The sequence below is a fragment of the Parasphingorhabdus sp. genome, from assembly GCF_059726685.1.
The window spans coordinates 2,330,054-2,350,599 of record NZ_AP041068.1 but is presented as its reverse complement, the minus strand read 5'-3'; the positions used below and the strand labels follow the sequence as shown (position 1 = coordinate 2,350,599).

Sequence of the window (20,546 nt, the reverse complement as noted above, 5' to 3'; positions counted from 1 at the left end):
TCAGCCCAGTTCGCCGCGCGCCGGATAATCATTGGCCAGCGCGTAGTCTATACCCATCATCAATTGATCTAGTGGCGGCCGTGTAAATGGCATGCTTTGGACGCTGGCAAAATAGAGTGTCTGGTCTGGACGGACCAGAAACAGAGCCGGTTCAGAGAAAATCGAAGGTTCCGGGCTGTCTGGTCGTCCGGCAGAGATATACAGACCCAGTTCACGAGCTATGTCTTCGCTCAGACCATAGCCAAGCATCAGCTCATCAATGCCCCAATCATGGGCCGACTTTTGGGCGCGTTCCTGATCATCCATGCTGATGGCGACAGCAGTAACGCCGCGTTCGGCGAAATCACCGAGCTTGCTTTGCAGGTCGCGCAATTGCCCTTTGCAGATCGGGCAATGCAGACCACGATAGAATAACAACAGAGTAAAGTTATCACCGGCACGTTGGCTGAGTTGAAACTGCCCGCCATCTGTCATCGGTACAGTGAAATCTGGAACGGCTTGAGTCGGTATCAGGGTCGTCATCAGGATATCCTTTTATGATTGTGCCTGCTTATTCGTTCCCTGTGCTCATCCGGTTACATTATCGGCTGCGATGACGAATATTTGCCGGACGACCGCGTTTTCCTTTACGATGCGGCTTTCCTTTGGGGCCACTGCGTCCGCGCCGGGGCTCATGGCGACCCGGCATGTGATTGGCTCCTTCCGCAAGTTCAAAGAGCAGGCTACCTGTGGCAGCATTGGCTTCGACCAATCGCAAATCGAGCTTTTGCCCGATATTATAGGTTACGCCTGTTTCAACACCCTCGAGTTGTTGCTTTTGCTCGTCATAGTCGAACCGTTCCACACCCAGTGTCCGGACAGGAACCAGGCCGTCGCCACCCAATTCCTCTACAGTGGCGAAGAACCCGAAATTCTGGACACCGGTGATCCGGCATTTCAGTATCTGACCAACATGATCGGATAAATGGGCCGAGATATAACGATCCACCGTCTCACGTTCGGCCATCATCGCGCGCCGTTCCAGTTGGCTGATCTTTTCGGATATCAGGTCCAGCTTGTCAGCCATGTCCTTGCTCAACCCGCTTTGTGCAGGGATTAGATCATTCTTGGGTTTCGGCTGTTCCAATTTGCAACCACTCACCAAAGCGCGGTGCACAATCAGGTCGGCATAGCGCCGAATGGGGCTGGTGAAGTGTGCATAGCTGCCCAGCGAAAGTCCAAAATGCCCCATGTTGGTGGACCCATAATAGGCCTGTGTCTGACTGCGCAATATCTGCTCCATGACCAGAGGCAAAATCTCCGCCTCGCCAACTTGCTCAATCAGGCGATTGAATACTGATGGCTTGATTACCTGCCCCATCGCAAAACTGACATCAAAGCTCTTGAGATAGTCCTTGAGCGCGATGAGCTTCTCGCGCGAGGGTACTTCGTGAACCCGGTAAATAAGCGGTGATTTCTTGGATTCGAGCATTTTAGCCGCAGCGACGTTGGCCGCGATCATATAGTCCTCTACCAGGCGGTGCGCATCGAGCCGTTCTCGCGTCGCAATCTCGGCAATCCGGCCCTGATCATCCAGGACTACCCGCTTTTCCGGCAAATCGAGGTTTAGCGGTTCCCTGTCATCTCTGGCTTTTGCAAGTAATTTCCAGCAGGCCCAAAGCGGTTCAAGGGCGCTTGCCTTCATCGGGTGATCAAACTTCCCGTCTATGGCAGCCTGCGCATCTTCATAGGCGATATTGCCGGTCAGCCGCACAATCGTGCGCGAAAACCTAGAGGATATGACCTTGCCCTTGGCATTGATTTTTAGATGACACGCCAAAGCCGCTCGATCGACATTCTGCTTGAGCGAGCATACATCTGTTGACAGTGCCTCCGGTAACATCGGCACGACCCGGTCCGGGAAATAGACACTATTGCCGCGTTTATATGCTTCGCGGTCAAGCTTGCTGCCGCTTCGAACATAGAATGACACATCGGCGATCGCGACAATCGCCTTGAAACCACCCGTATTATCGGGGTCATCATCGGGTGCCGCCCAGATAGCATCGTCATGGTCGCGCGCATCGGCAGGATCGATCGCAACTATGGGCAGATCGGTGAGATCTTCCCTGTCCTCTTTGCTGAGTTCCAGCTTGGTGGCATGCGCGGCTTCATCCAAAACATCTGTCGGAAATTCTAGCGGAATTTCATATTTATGGATGGCGATCAGGCTGAATGATTTGGGTGCAAAAGGATCACCTAGGACTTCTTTAACGCGTGCCTTCACTTGACTACCGCGACCGACGGGCTCTGCAAGAACGAGGTTTCCTAACTCCGCGTCACCCAAATCGGATATAGCTGTGCTGCGTCTAATTTTTCGATCTACAGGCTTCAGCCAGAACCGGTCGCGCTCGTCCTTTTCGACAACGCCCATCAGCATATCACTGCTTTGGGCAATTTTCTTCATCATGAAGGCGATATGGCCCTGACCACGTTCTTCCGTGCGCGCGAGAATACGGTCACCAACAGCCAAGGCCGCGCGGCGACCACGCTCCTTGATACGCAGCCGGGGTGCGGGGGCTTCGGCTTCCCAGCGTTCGGGCATGCCAATCGCCTCATTGCCGTCGATTTCGACGATTTTCAGCACCGTGACCTTGGGAATACCGCCCATTTTGTGAAAGGCCCGGCCAGGTGTGCTGTCGATCAGGCCTTCGTCGGCCATGTCTTTCAGCAAAGCCTTGAGAGCAATTTTGTCCGACCCACGTAAGCGAAAGGCTTTGGCGATTTCGCGTTTACCGGCGGGTTGGTCCGACTTTTCGATAAAGTCCAATATCTGTTTGCGCGACGGAACCTGTCTTGGCTTGTGAGATTTGGACGATTTCGCCATTAATAGGCTTTGCCGATAAGAATCCGTTCGACCGCTGGCTTACCCGTGAAAATACAATTGCCGTCCACCGCTGCCGCTTCGTTCGGTACATTGCGGAAGGTCAGTTTCAGTTTTTTCAGTCTCTCTTCAATCTGATCAAGTTCTTCTCCGGTTGCACGGCACCATTGGACTTCCAACCAACCGGGATATTTTTTGTTCTCTTTGTAGAATTTCTGAACATCCGTAAAATCGGTCAAACCGCGCCTAATATTGGAATCCAGTCGTTGCTTGGCTTCACCATGCAGTTTGGATTGAATTTCTTCCAACAACGCCGGCACCTGGTCCGCAAAGGTATCTTTCGCAAGAATCTGCGCATCAAGCTTGCCATTATCCTTGTACAGCGCATCGCGGCGAAGAGCGGAGACATTGCCTTCCGCGACATCGCGAGGACCAATTTCAAGAATAAGCGGCGCACCTTTTTTGACCCAGGCCCAGCGTTTGTTCGATGCCTTGGCACCGCTCTTGTCGAGTTTCACCCGGACATTCTCATCAAAAGCCCGCAGTCCGGACAATTGTTTCGTAAGCGCGGTACAAAAATCGAGAACCTCTTCATCCTCTGGCTTGTCGCGCAACATGGGAATGATCACCACTTGATAAGGCGCAATAAGCGGAGGTACGCGTAAGCCATCATCGTCGCCATGCGTCATGATCACGCCGCCGATGAGCCGCGTGGACGTGCCCCAACTCGTTGTGTAAGCGAATTGGAACTGCCCTTCCTTGTCCTGATAGCGGATATTTTGAGCCTTGGAGAAAGTCTGGCCCAAGAAATGCGATGTGCCAGCTTGCAATGCCTTACCATCCTGCATCATTGCTTCGATGGAATAGGTGGCGTCCGCGCCAGGAAAACGCTCATTTTCGGGTTTCTCGCCAGCAACAACAGGCATCGCCAGCACATCTTCAGAGAAGCTGCGGTACATTTCCAATATGTCGAGCGTTTCTTCCATCGCTTCGTCGCGGGTGGCGTGGGCGGTATGGCCCTCTTGCCAAAGAAACTCGCTGGTACGCAGGAACATCCGTGTCCGCATTTCCCAGCGCACAACATTGGCCCACTGGTTGATCATAACTGGCAGGTCGCGCCAGCTTTGTACCCAGCGCGAAAAGGCCGTACCGATCACCGTTTCGGACGTTGGCCGGACCACCAAGGGTTCTTCAAGCTTTGCCTCTGGATCGACAACAAGGCCATCGCTATCGTCCTTCATCAACCGATGATGCGTAACAACCGCCATTTCCTTGGCAAAGCCATCGACATGTTCGGCTTCCTTGGCGAAATAACTCAGCGGAATGAACAATGGGAAATAGCAGTTTTCATGACCGGTAGCCTTGATCCGCTGATCCATGAGAAACTGCACCCGCTCCCAGATGCCATAGCCCCACGGCCGCATGACCATGCATCCCCGCACGCCGGACTCTTCAGCCAAATCGGCTTCGGCAATAAGCTGCTGATACCAAGCTGAAAAGTCAGCTTCTCTGGTTACGGATAGAGCATTTTTCTTCACGTATTCTGTTCCTGTCGGAAAAGTTTCAAAAATTCGGAGACGCGGAGGCGTAAAATCAATCGTCGAGATTATCGATCTTCGATTGAATGTCCGCCAGCTGTTGTTTGAGATCCATAATCTCTTTGTCTTTGGCAGACATTTCTTCCTCTTCCGGCTCTGGTTCTGACACGGGCTCTTCATCATTAGAGGCCGTTTTGTCACCAAGTCCGAGCGGGTTTAACGCTTTTTCGACGACGCTGCCCAGTGGGCTGGATTTCAAGGCATTTTCAATGGCTTCCTGAAATTGCTTCTGGTTCTTGACGGCCATCTGTCCCAAGGGGTTTTTATTGAGAGCCCCTTCGACAGCTTCCTGAAACTGTTTCTGGTTTTTGCGAAAATTGTCCATTGATGCTTCAAGATAGGACGGCATCAGCGACTGCATGCTGTTGCCATACATGGAGATAAGCTGGCGCAGGAAATTGACCGGCAACATATTCTGCCCGCTGCTTTCCTCATCAACGATAATCTGGGTGAGCACATTATGTGTAATGTCATCACCGGTTTTCGCATCGACGACCACGAAGTCGACATCATCACGTGTCATTTCTGCCAAAAAATCAAGTGTGATATAGTTTGATGTCTGAGTATTATAGAGCCGCCGGTTGGCATATTTTTTAATTATGATCGGGCCGTCCGGATCACCCTTTTTTGTCTTCGCCATGTTATCTCCTGTGAACCATATCGCCATTTTTTATCATATTAAGTCGATAGAGCTTGAAAATTCTTTGCTATTCCGACCGCTTTAGACAAAATTGTGCATCGCCGCAACCAAAGCTGCTCGCTGAGTTTTGTATATTGCAATCGGCGCGGAATTTAGCCGATTAGTTCATGTGCGTTTGCGATATGGCAGATGCTCAAATCAAGCCCAGTAACGGCTGTAACGATTGCCCAGACCAGTTATCAGTTCATATTGCGACAGGCCGGACTGGCGCGATGCTCTCAGCAGATCATAATCCGCAGATATCCAATCAGATTCTTTAAGGTCAGGAGCGTCGGATATATCAACCGCAACCAAATCCATTGATATACGGCCGAGAACGGGAAGCTTGGTCTGATCCTTGAAAAATATACCTGTATTGGAAAAGCCGCGCAAATATCCGTCGGCATATCCCATCGCCAATATGGCAATTGGATGGTCTCTTTCAGCTGTATATTTGGCGTTATAGCCCACTTGATCGCCATGTTGCAGGTTACGGGTCTGTAGAATTTGCACTTCCGGGAAAGCCACCTGCTGAATTGCCTCAACAAGCGCCGGTCTTTGCTTTCCTCCGTAAAGAGACAACCCAGGTCTGGTGCAGTCGAAATGATAGTTTTGCCCCAAAGCGATACCTGCGCTGTTGCTGAGGCTCCGTCGCTTCCCGGGCACAAGTTGCAGCGCGTTGGCAAACTGATCCAGTTGAGCTTCGTTTTGGGAGACATCCTCGTCTGCAGAAGCCAGGTGGCTCATAACAATGTCGATATTCAATTCGGTCCAGTCGCACTGCTGCAATTCGGAAACATTGATGCCCAGGCGGTTCATCCCGCTATTGATCATTAGATCGCATGGACGCCCTGTTTCACGCCATCGCGCTGCTTGTTCCATGCTGTTCAATACCGGTTTGGCCGATGATGTAATGGCAAATGGCATATCTTCCAGACGCACACCGTTTAGGACGGAGATATTGGTATGTGCCTCCGCACAAGCTTCTATCTCCCCGGCTTCCTGCCAATTGGCGACATAGAAATCCCGGCAACCTGCGGATTGCAGACGCTGAAAAACTTCAACCGCGCCAAGGCCGTAAGCGTTGGCCTTTATCGCTGCTCCAGCGCTGGCAGCGCCGCTCATGTCATCCAGGGCGTGCCAATTGGATAGCAAGGCGCCGGCATCCAAGCGCAGCCTTACGGGTGATGGTATATCAGTGACTTTATCGCTCATGATGCGGCGATAGTCAGTTTAATCTGCTTCGTCGAGTGCTGCTTCCGGGTCGTTGGGAATGCCCCACCAAGCTATGATCACTCCAAAGGCAACGACGACCCAAGTATACCAGAGGCCTGAATAGACATCACCCGATCGGGCAACGATATAGCCTGCTATCAGTGGCAGAAAGCCGCCGAGATATCCCGCCCCGATATGGTAAGGTATCGACATGGAGCTATAGCGGATTTTTGGTGGGAACATCTCAGCTAACAGCGCCGCTACTGATCCGTAAGTGAGTGCGCTGAGCGCGCCCAAAACGAGCAATATTGCGACTATTCCCAATATGCGCATAGCTCCGAGCTGCTGCTCCTCAAAATCAAAGCCTGATGCATTTAATGCGCCGCGAATGCCGTCCCGGCGCGCCGCTCCGTCACTGAACCAAGCGGTGTCGACGGTGATTTCCTCGCTGCCAGCGAAGAGTTTCAACTCTGATGCATCGGTGACCGTATAGGCAACGCCGGAGGCTGTCAGCGTCTCCAAAATCTTGCCGCAGTCGCTTTGTTCACGGCTGAACAGCTCGGCAAAGGGGTCCGTGCTGCAAGCTGTGCCTTCTACACGAACCGGAGTAGCCTCTGATGCCGCCGACAGTCCGGGATTGGCGAGCTGCCCCAAGCCCCAGAAGGACGGGAAAAGAAGAAATAGCGACAGGATTGCACCAACGATAATCGGCTTCTTCCGTCCCACTTTGTCTGACCATTTGCCAACGACGAGATAGAATGACATGGCAATTAAGCCAGCAAAAAACAGGATCAAGTCAACCGTCAGATCATCGACATTCATGGGGCCGCGCAGAAAGGACATGCCGGAGAAAAATGCGGTATACCATATGGTTGTGAGTATTCCGGTGATCCCGAACAGCGCGACGAAAATCCGTTTCTTGTTGCCGGGATAGGAAAAGCTTTCGGTGAACGGGTTTTTGGAGGTTTTTCCCTCCGCTTTCATCGCTTGGAAAACCGGACTCTCATTCAACTTCAAGCGCATCCACAGCGAAATGCCGAGTAGTATTATCGAGAGTAAGAAGGGAATCCGCCAGCCCCAATCGTTGAAATCATCGGTTGGAATCAGGAAACGGCAAGCCAGTACCACACCAATGGACAACACAAAGCCGCCGGCTACGCTGGCCTGAATGTAACTGGTATAATAGCCGCGTTTCTCTGTTGGAGCATGTTCCGCGACATAGATGGCCGCACCGCCATATTCGCCGCCCAGCGCTAGTCCCTGCAAAACACGCAGGAAGATAACAATTGCTGGCGCTGCCAGTCCGATGGTTTCGGCACTGGGAATCAGTCCAACACCAGCGGTCGCTATCCCCATCAGCGTGACGGTAACCAGAAACGTATATTTGCGCCCCAGCCGATCGCCCAGAAAGCCGAACAACACGGCGCCTACAGGTCTGAAACCAAAGCCAATGGCAAAAGTTGCCCAAACCAACAGGATTTCAAGTGTTTCATTGCCGCTTGGGAAAAAGGTGGGGCCAATGATGTAGAACAAGGTTCCGTAGATAAAGAAATCATACCATTCGAATATCGTTCCGGCGGATGACGCGCCGATGACAAGCTTGATTTCCTTGTCGGTTGGTTCGCGCTGCATTGCAACGGCTGCCTCACTGGCCATATTCGCCCTCCCCAAGGTACTTTGATTATTCCAGTTCGAGTATCACCGCATCGACGGCAAGGCTATCCCCTTGTTCCGCCTCAACGGATTTCACGACTGCATTTTTCTCTGCACGCAGGATATTTTCCATTTTCATGGCCTCGACCACCGCTAATGGTTGGCCTTCTTCCACCTTGTCGCCTTCTTTGACGTGCAGCGCCACAAGCAGGCCCGGCATTGGGCAAAGCAGGTATTTGGAAAGATCGGGCGGGACCTTTTCGATCATATGCACCGCATGTCGCGCGATATGGGCAGGCAAAACCTGCGCCTTGTGGGTCGCGCCATGCGTATTGAGCGCGAAGCCATTGGCAGTCTTGGATATTTTGACGGAAAGCGGTTCTTCGCCAATATTGGCGAGGATCAGGCTATCGCCCGGCGTATAGGCGACGGACAGGTCAACATCCTTGTCATCGACCAATATACCCTCTTCAGATACGGAAACCTGCTGAACGCTATCACCAATTTTGACTTCCCATTCAGACGGCGGTTGCAGCCGCTGACCCAATTGATTGTCGATCCGGCGTGCGCGATCCGCATGGGCAGTGGCTGCAAAAGCAGCAATCGCGGCGAGATTACAGAGCAAATCATCTGACGCTGGTGCCCCTTGAAAACCGTCTGGATACTCCTCGGCAATGAAATTGGTCGTGATATTGCCGTCGCGGAAACGTTTGTGCTGCATCAGCGCTGAAAGAAAATCAATATTGTGGCCCGGACCGGTAATCTCGAACCGGTTCAGCGCATCAATCTGACGATCAATGGCTTCGATGCGGGTTTCGCCATAGGTGATCAGTTTGGCAATCATCGGATCATAGAAAATTGAGACTTCACCGCCCTCCGCGACACCATCATCTACCCTGATGCCCTCTTCGGCCTCTGGCGGGTTATATTTAACCAGACGCCCAGTGGACGGCAGGAAGTTGCGATAGGGATCTTCGGCATAGACGCGGTTTTCGACCGCCCAACCGGTCAGGGTCACATCATCCTGCGTCAGCGGTAATTTCTCACCATAGGCGACGCGGATCATCTGCTCGACCAGATCAAGGCCGGTAATATATTCGGTTACCGGATGCTCGACCTGAAGCCGGGTATTCATTTCAAGGAAATAAAAACTCTTGTCCGCGCCGACGATCAGTTCGACCGTACCAGCGCTGTGATAATCCACCGCTTTGGATAGAGCGACCGCCTGTTCACCCATTTTCTTGCGCATCTCGGGATCAACAAAGGGAGATGGCGCTTCTTCGACAACTTTCTGATGTCGCCGCTGGATCGAACATTCCCGCTCACCAAGATAGATGACATTGCCATGTTTGTCGCCAAGCACCTGGATTTCAATATGGCGAGGCTGTTCGATAAATTTCTCGATAAACACACGGTCGTCGCCAAAGCTTGCAAGACCTTCGCGTTTGGTCGCTTCAAAACCCTCGCGAACGTCTTTCTCGTTCCAGGCGAGGCGCATGCCCTTGCCTCCGCCGCCGGCGCTGGCTTTCATCATGACAGGATAACCGATTTCGCCAGAAATTTTGACGGCGTGATCGGTGTCATCAATCTCACCAATATGGCCGGGAACAACGCTGACGCCAGCCTTCTCGGCCAGTTTTTTGGATTCAATTTTGTCACCCATGGCCGCGATGGCATTAGGTGGTGGCCCGATAAAGGCGATATCATTTTCGGCTAGCTGTTCCGGAAAGCTGGTGCGTTCGGAGAGAAAGCCATAACCGGGATGTACCGCTTCTGCTCCAGTTTCCTTACAGGCCGCAATAATCTTGTCCGCAATCAGATAGGATTCTGCGGCAGGAGATGGCCCGATATGGATCGCTTCGTCCGCCATCTGCACATGCGGTGCCCGCGCGTCGGCGTCAGAATAAACAGCAACGGTCTTGATACCCATTTTCTGGGCCGTGCGAATAACTCGACAAGCAATTTCACCGCGATTGGCGATTAGAATTTTTTTGAACATAATCTACTTTTTCTCGCGAATAATCAACAAAATGGAAAATAGGTAGGGAAGAATAACTGAAGCCAAAAAAAGCAATGACGGCCCACCACATTCCCTACCGCTAGTTTCTATCTCCAGTGCGTTTTGACAGCCACCAAGTTGAGAGTTGGAGAATGTCCAGAAAATTGCGGCTGAGCCAAACCATAAGGCGCCGATAAAGGTCACCACAAACAGTTTAAAAAGGGTTTTCTTTGATGTCACTCAGCCGCCTCAAGCGCATCATCTCGCTGCTCCGCTTCCATCGGAACCAACCCCAATTTCTCAAACAACGCTTCATCCGCGTCATCACCTGCATTGCCGGTCGTCAGCAACTTGTCGCCGGTAAAGATGCTGTTCGCTCCTGCCATAAAGCAAAGCGCTTGTGTGCTTTCCGACATTGATTCCCGACCAGCGGATAGTCGTACCATGGATGAAGGCATGGTGATCCGAGCCACTGCAATTGTGCGGACAAACTCAATATCGTCGATTTTAGCCAGCGGCGTATCGGCCAGCATATCGCCAAGCACCGTGCCTTTGACTGGAACCAGCGCGTTCACCGGAACGCTTTCTGGATGTTTCGGCAATGTCGCCAATGCGTGCACAAAGCCAACCCGGTCTTCCCGGGTTTCGCCCATGCCGACAATTCCACCGGAACAGACATTGATTCCGCTGGTCCTTACATTTTCGAGTGTTTCCAGGCGATCATCAAAGGTCCGCGTCGTAATCACCTTTTCATAATGCTCGGGTGAAGTGTCGATATTGTGGTTATAATAATCCAGCCCTGCCTCAGCCAGCATGTCCGATTGTTTCTTTGTCAACATGCCAAGGGTCATGCACGTTTCCATGCCCATTTGCCGGACGCCTTTAACCATTTCGATAATCGCCGGCATGTCGCGGTCTTTGGGATTGCGCCAGGCAGCACCCATGCAAAAACGCGATGAGCCGCGATCTTTGGCCTGTGCCGCGGTTTGCAAAACCGAACGCACGTCGAGCAATTTTTCAGCTTTCAGGCCGCTTTCCGCATGGGCGGATTGATTGCAATAGCCGCAATCTTCCGGACATCCACCGGTTTTGATGGACAAAAGGGTGGACAGTTGGACCTGACCGGGAGTGTGATGCTGACGGTGTACAGTGGCTGCTTGAAACAGCAATTCATCAAAGGGAAGATTGAACAGGTCGGCAATTTCTTCGCGGGACCAGTCTTGTCTAACATCATTTTCGTTTTGGGGGGAGATAGTCTCGGGGTCGATCATTCAGCGGCTTCCTCGGTTTCGGGTGGCATGTTGTGGCCCAGCAGGCGCAATATGTCTGCGGCACATTCCACAATATTGCTGCCCGGTCCATAGATTCCGACAACACCCGATTTACGGAGGAATTCATAGTCCTGCGGCGGGATAACGCCGCCGGCAAAAACCTTGATATCACTGCGTCCCGAATCGCGCAGCATCTGCACCAATTCAGGGATCAGCGTCTTGTGGCCAGCGGCCAGACTGGACGCGCCTACGGCATCAACATTTTCCGAAAGAGCCAGATCGCGGGTTTCTCCCGGTGTCTGGAATAGCGGACCGGATATCACATCGAATCCCATATCGGTAAAAGCGCTGGACACGACATTGGCACCGCGGTCATGGCCATCCTGCCCCATTTTGGCGACAAGGATCTTCGGTTTGCGGCCCAGGCGTTGGGACACGGCATCAACACCATCCACCACCAGAGCATATTGAGGATCGCCTTCATAGGCAGCTCCGTAAATGCCTTTCACCGGTGTCGGCTTGGTTGCATAGCGACCGAAGGCCGCTTCCATCGCATCGGATATTTCGCCGAGAGACGCGCGTTTACGCGCGGCATCGACTGCGAGAGCAAGCATATTGCCATCGGCTTTAGCGCCTTCAGTAATGGCTTTTAGCGCAGCCTGACAGGCATCTTCATCGCGCTCTTTGCGCATCTTGTCGAGGCGTGCAATCTGCCCCTGCCGGACTTTGGCATTGTCGATATCGAGTGTTTCGAGCTGGTCCTCGTCTTCTAGAACATATTTGTTCACCCCGACAATAACATCGTCGCCTTTATCGACCCGCGCCTGACGACCAGCGGCAGCTTCCTCGATCATGCCCTTGGGCCAGCCATCGGCCACGGCTTTGGCCATGCCGCCCTCAGCTTCCACCCGCTCGATAATCTCCCAGGCCTTTTCGACCAGTTCGTCGGTCAGGGCTTCGACATAATAGCTGCCGCCGAGCGGATCGACGACTTTGGTAATGCCGGCTTCTTCTTGCAAAACAATTTGTGTGTTGCGGGCAATCCGGGCGGAAAAGTCGGTCGGCAGAGCAATGGCTTCATCCAGCGCATTGGTGTGGAGTGATTGGGTGCCGCCCAATGTAGCGGCCATCGCCTCGATGGTCGTCCGAATCACGTTGTTGTATGGATCCTGCTCGGTCAGCGAAACGCCTGATGTCTGACAATGGGTCCGTAACATCTTGGACCGTTCCGATTGTGCGCCGAGATCGGTCATTACGCGGTGCCACAAAGTTCGTGCGGCACGCAACTTGGCGACTTCCATGAAGAAGTTCATCCCGATGCCGAAAAAGAAACTCAGGCGGCCTGCAAATGCATCAATGTCGAGACCTGTCGCCATGGCCTGTTTGGCATATTCACGACCATCGGCAATGGTGAAGGCCAATTCCTGTACCGCCGTCGCACCGGCTTCATGCATATGATAACCGCTGATCGAAATGCTATTGAATTTCGGCATATGCTCGGACGTATAGGCTATAATATCCGAAATAATCCGCATGGAAGGCGCAGGCGGGTAGATATAGGTGTTGCGGACCATAAACTCTTTGAGAATGTCATTCTGGATCGTGCCGGCCAGTTTATCCTGCGAGACGCCCTGCTCTTCTGCAGCAACAATGTAGAAAGCTAGGCAAGGAATAACCGCGCCGTTCATGGTCATCGAAACCGACATGGTATCGAGCGGGATACCGTCGAACAGGATTTTCATGTCCTCGATACTGTCTATCGCGACGCCAGCTTTACCGACATCGCCGACAACCCGAGGGTGGTCGCTGTCATAGCCGCGATGGGTCGCGAGGTCGAAAGCTACCGAGAGACCTTTCTGACCAGCAGCGAGATTACGACGATAGAAGGCATTGGACTCTTCGGCGGTAGAGAAGCCAGCATATTGACGAATGGTCCATGGTCGTCCGGCATACATGCTGGCCTTCACACCGCGCGTAAAGGGACCGAAGCCAGGAAGGCCCGGATCGCCGGCATCATCCGCTGTGTAAAGCGGTTTCACAGCGATGCCTTCCGGCGTTTCCCACGTCAGGTCACGCCCTTTAACCTCTTTGTTGGCGAGCGCTTTCCAGTCTTCTATCGTCGGTTTGTCAGTCATTATTCGCCCTTAAATTCGGCTTTCCGTTTCTGCAGGAAGGCAATCGCACCTTCACGTGCATCGTTGCTGTCACCGGCCAGTCGCTGCCCCTCTGCTTCTTTCAACAGGGCCGAAGCATAGTCGCTTTCCAGCGCCGCGGCCAGATTTTGACGCATGACACCCAGCGCAATAGTTGGTCCGCCGGCCAGTCGCTTCGCCAGTGCATTGGCTTCATCCATCAAGGTTGCATCGTCGACACATTTATAGACCAACCCCCAATCTGCGGCTTTTTCGCCGGGAATTTTTTCGCCGAGCATCATCATCTCGGTGGCGCGGGCCTTGCCCACCAGCCGGGTGAGCATCCAGCTGGCACCGCCATCGGGCACCAGACCAATATTGACAAAGGCCTGCAAGAAATAGGCGGATTTACCGGCAATGGCAAAGTCACTGGCCAGCGCAATGGAGCAACCCACGCCGGCGGCAGGGCCGTTGACCGCGGTGATAGTCGGAATATCCAGCTTGGCGAGTTTCAGCATCAGCGGGTTGTAGTGCTGATTCAGCGCCGCATAAGAGCCCTGCCCACCTGACAAAGCGCTGTCGCCGCCTTTGGCCTGCAGATCGGCACCGGCACAAAAGGCGCGCCCTTCACCGGTAATGATGACGGCTCGTGCATCCTCCAGCTTGTCCAGTGCCAGTAACAAATCATCCGCCATGTCCAGAGAACAAGCGTTCAAGCGGCTTGGCTGGTTCAGCGTGATGGTTGCCACCTGATCGGCGATGTCCAATTTGATATTCTCGAATTCCATATTTTGTCCCTTTGAGTGGCGTCAAGCCGGTTCGATGCCGGATCAACTTTATAGTATTTTCTGTGGTGGATTAATGATCCTTAGGTGTTTCCATTATCTCGGTTAGCATCCCGCCCATATCCTTGGGATGCACAAAAAAGATAAGTGTTCCATGCGCGCCGATGCGCGGTTCGCCCAAAACGCGCTTGCCCATGGCTTCGAATTCGGATTTGGCGGTATGGATATCTGGCACTTCAAAGCAGATGTGATGTTGTCCGCCCAATGGATTCTTGGAAAGGAAGCCGTGGATTGGACTGTCCTCGCCAAGCGGTTCGATGAGTTCAATCTGCGTGCCGTTGGTGGGACCGTCAGCTGGTGTGTCAACAAAGCAGACCTTTACGCCCTGCGCCGGCAAATCAAACGGATCGTGGATTTTCGTCGCCCCCATGACATCTTGCCAATGCGCTATGCTGTCCGGAATGGACGGTGTGACGACGCCGATATGATTGAGGCGGCCTAGTTTCAATGTGCTTCTCCGTGCGGAATGATTTTGTGGACCAATGGCGCGATCACTGCGCCGATGGCTACGCCGAACAATCCGGATAGTATCGCAAAACTGATCCCGCTGGCAAATAGCTGGGCGTTTTCTGGAAATAACCCAACCAGAGGATGGGAAATAATATCGATCAGATGCTCCGGGCCATGCCAGCCAACGGCGGCGATATTGTGTACCAGCAAGCCTCCGCCAACCCACGCCATGGCCAATGTGCCAATGATCGAGATAGTCGCGAGTAATTTCGGCATGAACGCCACCAGACTGCGGCCGAAGGAAGCCACGAAGCCGTCATTTTCAGTCGCCAGGTGCAAACCCACATCGTCCATCTTAACAATCAAGGCGACCACGCCATAAACACCCACTGTTATCACAATACCGATCAACGCAAGGATGATGCCCTGTTGCCACCAAACCTCTTCGGTCACTTCGGACAGGGCGATGGCCATAATCTCACCGGACAGGATGAAATCAGTACGGATAGCGCCGGATACCATTTCATCTTCGCGTCCCGGGCCCTCGACAATGGCAGGTTTGTCATGCTTAGTCGTCTCATCGACATGGAGCCACTCAAGCACCGTCTCCGCAGCCTCGTAGCAAAGGAAGAGACCTCCAAGGATCAGGATGATCGGGATAAGAAAAGGCGCAAACTGGCCAAGGAGAACCGCTGCCGGAAGCAGGAACAGAAGCTTGTTTTTGATCGATCCCTTGGCGATCTTCCAGATCATCGGCAGTTCGCGCGCCGGGCTAAAACCTGTCACATATTGCGGGGTGACCGCAGCGTCATCGATCACAACACCGGCAGATTTGGCACCTGCACGCGCCGCCGCGGCGCTTATGTCATCAACTGAGGCTGCGGCCACCTTGGCAATGGCTGCGACGTCGTCGAGAAGGGCTACTAGTCCTGTTGGCATTTATTTAGATATCCCATCGCGTTGATTTGGTGGGGTGGTTGCAACATCCAGTTTTTCATCAATCATTTTCATGAATTTTCTGGCGTCATTGGGAAATCTGAAAAACACGTTCACACCAAAACCGTCATTTAGAGATTTTCGGGGATCAGTTTTCTTGGCTATTCCCTGCTTCCATGCAGACCATTCAAGAATAACAGCGCTCAACATTTCCGAAGTGAATTCTGATATTGCATGGTCAATTGCTTCTTCAGGCGAGGAATAAAAATCATCCCAATTTTGATGCACGTAACCACCTAGAAACTGATACAAGTTTGGCCAGCGTTTCTCGGCTTGCATTCTAAAGTCTCGACGCCTTTCAATCACAAAGGAATATTGTCATGCTTCTTCCAAGGATTCTCTAACTCCTTGTTGCGCAGCTTTCGCAAGCCCAATGCCACCCTTCTCCGCGTTGAATGCGGCATGATTACCTCATCAACAAAGCCCTTCTGCGCCGCGATGAACGGGTTTGCGAAACGGTCTTCATATTCCTTAGTCTTCTCGGCAATTTCCTCTTCGGTCTTACCACGGAAGATAATCTCGACTGCTCCTTTGGCCCCCATTACTGCGATTTCGGCAGTCGGCCACGCATAGTTCAGATCGCCGCGCAAATGCTTCGACGCCATGACGTCATAAGCACCACCATAGGCTTTGCGCGTGATAATCGTGATCTTCGGTACCGTTGCTTCGGCATAGGCAAAGAGCAGCTTGGCACCGTGTTTGATAATGCCGTTGTGCTCTTGCGAAGTACCGGGGAGAAAGCCGGGCACGTCTACCAAGGTCACAATCGGAATATTGAACGCATCACAATAGCGGACAAACCTCCCTGCCTTCTTCGAAGCATTGATGTCGAGACAACCAGCCAGAACCATCGGCTGATTGGCAACCACCCCTACCGTCTGGCCTTCTATACGACCAAAGCCGCAAATTATATTGGCGGCATGGGCTGGCTGGATCTCGAAAAAATCGCCTTCATCGACCATTTTCTGAATGACCTCATGCATATCATAAGGCTGGTTGGCGTTGGCGGGGATAAGAGTATCGAGACTATCCTCTAGCCGGTCCCACGGATCAGCCGTGGGGCGCTCTGGCACCTCTTCCCGATTGCTCAGCGGCATATAGTCAATGAAATCACGTGCTGCGAGCAGCGCTTCGATATCATTCTCATAAGCGACATCAGCAACGCTGGTCTTGGTTGTATGGGTCACTGCCCCGCCCAGTTCTTCCTGCGTTACAATTTCATTGGTCACCGTCTTCACCACATCGGGTCCGGTAACAAACATATAGCTGCTGTCCTTCACCATGAAGATGAAGTCTGTCATCGCAGGTGAATAGACGGCACCGCCAGCACAAGGTCCCATGATCAGGCTGAGCTGCGGGATAACCCCGCTCGCCAGAACATTGCGCTGGAACACGTCGGCATAACCGCCCAGGGACGCCACACCTTCCTGAATACGCGCGCCGCCGCTATCATTAATGCCAATCACCGGAGCGCCGACTTTCATGGCATTTTCTAGCACCTTGCAGATCTTCTCGGCATGGCGTTCGGACAGTGAACCGCCGAAGACCGTGAAATCCTGGCTGAAGACAAAGACGAGGCGGCCGTTGATTGTACCGGAGCCAGTGACCACGCCATCACCGGGTACCTTCGTCTCTTCCATGCCGAAATCGACGCAATTATGTTCGACATAGGTATCGATCTCTTCAAACGAGCCCTCATCAAGCAACACTTCGATCCGTTCGCGAGCGGTTAGCTTGCCCTTGGCATGCTGAGAATCAATCCGTTTTTGACCGCCGCCGAGATGCGCTTCAGCGCGCTTGGCTTCGAGTTGCTCGATAATCGTCTGCATGAATCCCCCAAGATGATTTGGAACTGTGATTTGGCTACGGAAACGTCCCTAGCCAATGCACGGAGGATTATGCAATCGTCAATAAAAATTAATCGATCAATTAAGTTTCTCGCGAAACGACCTTTGCCGTAACGTCAACCTATTTCAACAAGACCAATTCTTCCGACATGCTGGGATGCAAAGCGACGGTGTCATCAAACGCCTGTTTGGTTAAACCCGCTTTGACCGCGACCGCCGCTGCCTGAAGAATCTCCGGCGCATCGGGGCCGATCATATGCAGGCCGAGAATTTTCTCGCTCGTTGCCTCTACGATCATCTTGTAAAGACTGCGTTCCGGCCGATCCGCAAAAGCATTGCGCATTGCCCGAAAGTCAGACGAATAGACTTTAATGTTGCCATATTGTGTCCGCGCCTCGCCTTCGGTCAGGCCAACGGAAGCAATTGGCGGCTGAGAGAATACCGCTGACGGGATGCAATCATAATCAACAGTCCGCGGTGTATTGTTGAATACGGTATCGGCAAAAGCCTGTCCTTCGCGAATGGCAACCGGGGTCAGCTGAACACGGTCCGTCACATCGCCGACGGCATAGATGCTATCGACATTGGTCCGGCTATACTCATCGACCTTGATGGCGCCTTTCTCGTTGGTTTCGACGCCAGCATTTTCGAGGCCAAGGCCATCAATTTTCGGACGCCGACCGGTTGCAGCAAGGACAACATCGGCCCGCATGGCAGGCTTGCCGTCCATGTAGACATCTAGCGCGCCATCTTCGCGTTTTTCAATCTTGTCGAACGTGCAGTTGAATTTGTAATTTATACCCTTGGTCATCGCAATCTGCAGTAAACGGTCGCGCAAGCTCTCGTCATAACCACGCAAGATCACATCCGAGCGGTTTACAACGAAGACTTCACTGCCGAGGCCGTTGAATATGCCGGCAAATTCATTTGCGATATACCCGCCACCGGAGATGATGACTGTTTCAGGCAGCTTCTCCAGATGGAACATTTCATTGGAAGTCAGCATATGCTCACTGCCTGGGAATTCCGCCACATCAGGCCAAGCGCCCACAGCAACCAGTATATATTTGGCGGTTACGGTCTTGCCGCTGGCCAGTTTCACTTCATGCGGGCCAACAATCTCAGCGCGCTCCAATATGATTTCGACATCATGGTTATTCAGGGTTTGGGTGTAAGCCGAGTTCAACCGATCGACATCGGCAAGAATATGATCGCGCAGCTTTGTCCAATCAAACTTGGCATTTTCCCAAGTCCAGCCAAAATTTTTGCCATCTTCGAGATCTTCGGAAAAATGAGAGCCGTACACCAGCATCTTTTTCGGCACACAGCCGCGAATGACACAAGTACCGCCTACGCGATATTCTTCCGCAACTGCAACTTTAGCACCGTATGAAGCCGACACCCGCGCCGCTCTGGTTCCACCTGAACCCGCGCCGATGACGAACAGGTCATAATCATATTCCGACATTATTTATTCCTTGATAACTCAGGCGGGAAATGCCCGGTTTTTTAATGCTTCGGTCGAAGCGTCCATTTGGTTACTGTCCCCTGCCAAAAGCGCATTGGCCATTTCTTTGCCCAATTCAACACCAAATTGATCAAACGGATTAATGCCCAAGAGTACCGCATTTGCAAAAGTGCGATGCTCATAAAAGGCAATGAGTGCCCCTAGTGTCCGCCCGTCGAGATCGTCCAGTAATAGAGTCGTTGATGGCCTGTCACCCGGATAATTTCGATTACTATCATCGGAAGTTTTGCCGGCCATCAGCGCAGCGCTCTGTGCGAAACAATTGAGTAATAATCCCAGATGATGTTCGGCCGCCAATGAATGGCCCGGCTCAATCACAGCCAAAAATTCAACCGGCACCAGATGGGTACCTTGGTGCAGCAGCTGGAACACGGCGTGTTGGGCGTCGGTCCCTACCCCGCCCCAGACTATCGGACTGCTATGGCGATCCAGCGGTTTGCCATCTGCCAAAACCGATTTGCCGTTACTTTCCATTTCAAGCTGTTGCAGATAGTCCGGCAACAGCCTCAGTCTTTCATCATAGGCAAAGACTGCGCGTGTCTCGCAATTCCTGACCTGGCTGTAATATTGGTCGCAGAAGGCAGCTATAACCGGAATATTCTGATCAAATGGCGTCTGTTTGAAATGCTCGTCCATTTCCGCTGCACCCGCGAGCAAGTCATTGAAAACCTCGACGCCGAGCGTAAGCGCAACGCTAAATCCAATCGAGGACCAAAGTGAATAACGCCCGCCAACTGTCTCCGAGAACGGCAATATACGGCTTTCATCAATTCCCCATTCAACGGCCCTGTCGGGCATTGCCGTCAACGCAACGATTTTACCGAATGGATCAGAGACACCCTGCTCCGTCATCCAGTCCGTAACCGATCTCGCGTTCAGAAATGTTTCTGCTGTGGTGAAGCTTTTCGATGCTATGACGAGCAGCGTCTTTTGTGCATCAAATCGCTCCAACACAGGCTCTAGCGCGCAACCATCAATATTCGAGATGACCGCCGTTTGATATTTTTCATCGCCGATTTTCAACGCTTCGAGCAGTAATTCCGGTCCCAATGCCGAACCACCTATTCCAAGATGGATGATATGTTCAATTTCCCCAAGCGCACTTGCCTCGATTGCCTGAACCAAAGCTTGCATGCGGTTTTTCAGCAATTGGGCATTTTCAACACTGGTTTCTGCACCTATTCCGCGCTCCGCTGTATGTTCCGCTGCGCGACCTTCGCTGGTATTTATGGTGACGCCACTGGTCAGGGCTTCAATTTGCTTGGACAGGTTCCTGTCAGTGGCAAGCTTTTGAAAGACTTCAAGCAAGGCACTGTCCATGTGTGTTTTCGAAAAATCAAAATAGATACCGGATTGTTCGAAGCCGAATTGCTCGGTCCGTTCCGGATCCGCTTCGAACAGGTTTTTCAAAGTTGATGCGGATTGGGTTTCAATCGCGTTCCAATGATCCAAAGCATATTCTTTCTTGTT

At 52.5% G+C, this 20,546-nt stretch carries 17 protein-coding genes; all 17 read right to left on the bottom strand.

The features are described from left to right. Entirely contained in the window at positions 1-522 is a 522-nt protein-coding gene (locus tag AC6I9Z_RS11630; RefSeq protein ID WP_109356971.1) for a peroxiredoxin-like family protein, read from the bottom strand. 58 nt (positions 523-580) lie between these two features. Further along, positions 581-2,866, bottom strand: a complete 2,286-nt coding sequence (gene rnr, locus AC6I9Z_RS11625; protein WP_461455989.1) for a ribonuclease R — start codon at positions 2,864-2,866, stop codon at positions 581-583. Next, entirely contained in the window at positions 2,866-4,401 is a 1,536-nt protein-coding gene (gene proS / locus AC6I9Z_RS11620) for a proline--tRNA ligase (protein WP_461455988.1), read from the bottom strand. The genes rnr and proS overlap by 1 nt, the downstream gene beginning before the upstream one ends. A gap of 55 nt (positions 4,402-4,456) precedes the next feature. Beyond that, a complete protein-coding gene (gene phaR, locus AC6I9Z_RS11615) occupies positions 4,457-5,101 on the bottom strand; it encodes a polyhydroxyalkanoate synthesis repressor PhaR (RefSeq protein ID WP_461455987.1) in 645 nt (214 codons plus the stop codon). A 198-nt stretch (positions 5,102-5,299) separates the two neighbouring features. Further along, positions 5,300-6,355, bottom strand: coding sequence for an alanine racemase (alr, locus tag AC6I9Z_RS11610; RefSeq protein WP_461455986.1), 1,056 nt, complete (start codon positions 6,353-6,355; stop codon positions 5,300-5,302). An 18-nt stretch (positions 6,356-6,373) separates the two neighbouring features. After that, positions 6,374-8,011, bottom strand: coding sequence for an MFS transporter (locus AC6I9Z_RS11605; protein WP_461455985.1), 1,638 nt, complete (start codon positions 8,009-8,011; stop codon positions 6,374-6,376). 25 nt (positions 8,012-8,036) lie between these two features. Then, positions 8,037-10,007, bottom strand: coding sequence for an acetyl-CoA carboxylase biotin carboxylase subunit (locus AC6I9Z_RS11600; RefSeq protein WP_461455984.1), 1,971 nt, complete (start codon positions 10,005-10,007; stop codon positions 8,037-8,039). A gap of 3 nt (positions 10,008-10,010) precedes the next feature. After that, on the bottom strand, positions 10,011-10,247 hold the full coding sequence (locus AC6I9Z_RS11595; RefSeq protein ID WP_461455983.1) for a hypothetical protein: 237 nt from the start codon (positions 10,245-10,247) through the stop codon (positions 10,011-10,013). Beyond that, on the bottom strand, positions 10,244-11,278 hold the full coding sequence (gene bioB, locus AC6I9Z_RS11590; protein WP_461455982.1) for a biotin synthase BioB: 1,035 nt from the start codon (positions 11,276-11,278) through the stop codon (positions 10,244-10,246). The genes AC6I9Z_RS11595 and bioB overlap by 4 nt, the downstream gene beginning before the upstream one ends. Beyond that, positions 11,275-13,413 carry a methylmalonyl-CoA mutase gene (gene scpA, locus AC6I9Z_RS11585; protein ID WP_461455981.1) on the bottom strand — a complete coding sequence of 713 codons (2,139 nt, stop codon included), beginning with the start codon at positions 13,411-13,413 and terminating at the stop codon, positions 11,275-11,277. Before scpA ends, bioB begins: the two co-directional genes overlap by 4 nt. After that, entirely contained in the window at positions 13,413-14,198 is a 786-nt protein-coding gene (locus AC6I9Z_RS11580) for an enoyl-CoA hydratase-related protein (protein ID WP_461455980.1), read from the bottom strand. The genes scpA and AC6I9Z_RS11580 overlap by 1 nt, the downstream gene beginning before the upstream one ends. A gap of 70 nt (positions 14,199-14,268) precedes the next feature. Then, the gene (gene mce, locus AC6I9Z_RS11575) at positions 14,269-14,703 is read right to left on the bottom strand and encodes a methylmalonyl-CoA epimerase (protein ID WP_461455979.1); all 435 of its coding nucleotides are present in this window, start codon (positions 14,701-14,703) and stop codon (positions 14,269-14,271) included. Next, the gene (locus AC6I9Z_RS11570; RefSeq protein ID WP_461455978.1) at positions 14,700-15,644 is read right to left on the bottom strand and encodes a DUF808 domain-containing protein; all 945 of its coding nucleotides are present in this window, start codon (positions 15,642-15,644) and stop codon (positions 14,700-14,702) included. The genes mce and AC6I9Z_RS11570 overlap by 4 nt, the downstream gene beginning before the upstream one ends. Continuing rightward, the gene (locus AC6I9Z_RS11565) at positions 15,645-15,980 is read right to left on the bottom strand and encodes a contact-dependent growth inhibition system immunity protein (RefSeq protein WP_461455977.1); all 336 of its coding nucleotides are present in this window, start codon (positions 15,978-15,980) and stop codon (positions 15,645-15,647) included. A 23-nt stretch (positions 15,981-16,003) separates the two neighbouring features. Further along, positions 16,004-17,530 (bottom strand): acyl-CoA carboxylase subunit beta, encoded by a 1,527-nt coding sequence (locus AC6I9Z_RS11560; RefSeq protein ID WP_461455976.1) that lies wholly within the window; start codon positions 17,528-17,530, stop codon positions 16,004-16,006. A gap of 139 nt (positions 17,531-17,669) precedes the next feature. Continuing rightward, positions 17,670-19,016 (bottom strand): glutathione-disulfide reductase, encoded by a 1,347-nt coding sequence (gene gor / locus AC6I9Z_RS11555; RefSeq protein ID WP_461455975.1) that lies wholly within the window; start codon positions 19,014-19,016, stop codon positions 17,670-17,672. An 18-nt stretch (positions 19,017-19,034) separates the two neighbouring features. After that, the gene (gene pgi, locus AC6I9Z_RS11550) at positions 19,035-20,528 is read right to left on the bottom strand and encodes a glucose-6-phosphate isomerase (RefSeq protein WP_461455974.1); all 1,494 of its coding nucleotides are present in this window, start codon (positions 20,526-20,528) and stop codon (positions 19,035-19,037) included. Between the last annotated feature and the right edge of the window lie 18 nt (positions 20,529-20,546).